Origin of the sequence: Bacteroides sp. HMSC067B03, from assembly GCF_001811315.1 — a bacterium.
Taxonomy (GTDB): domain Bacteria; phylum Bacteroidota; class Bacteroidia; order Bacteroidales; family Bacteroidaceae; genus Bacteroides; species Bacteroides faecis.
The window spans coordinates 1-472 of sequence record NZ_KV804379.1 but is presented as its reverse complement, the minus strand read 5'-3'; the positions used below and the strand labels follow the sequence as shown (position 1 = coordinate 472).

Annotated in this window: 1 protein-coding gene; it reads right to left on the bottom strand. The window is 35.8% G+C overall.

Features of this window, described 5'->3' with window-relative positions; all coding sequences use genetic code 11:
- On the bottom strand, positions 1 to 443 hold a 443-nt coding region (locus HMPREF2794_RS15945), incomplete at its 3' end, for an SMI1/KNR4 family protein (RefSeq protein WP_055271850.1).
- Between the last annotated feature and the right edge of the window lie 29 nt (positions 444 to 472).

The window sequence follows — 472 nt, the reverse complement described above, 5'->3', positions numbered from 1 at the left end:
AATAAATGATTAAAGCTATCGCAAACAAATTCTGCCGAATCTTCAAATTCAGGTTCAACTCCATAATAGATTTTACCGTAATTTTCCGGAGATAAATCTATGCACAAGTATTGGTATCCATCTTTTACTGACATAAGAATAGGAATATGGCTATCCCAAAACAGGCGTATCATATCACAGGATTCCTTATCATCTGCCAACGCCTCAAGTCCCATCAGCTCAAATTCATTCCAACGGAATCCGCTATCGCTTTCTCCGTTAAAGTCCTCTATGGAATTAAACCAAACATTATCACTTTCATTCGTGATTGTCTGAAACCGTTGTAAAAACTCCTGATAGTCCGCAGGAAGTTCGGAGTACCGATTTTGTAAATCAGAGCTTAATTCTTTTCTTTCCAATCGTTCTGTAACGATGAATCCTATATTTTTCAGTGCTTCAATCATATTTTTATTTTACGAGTTTATAATGGTTT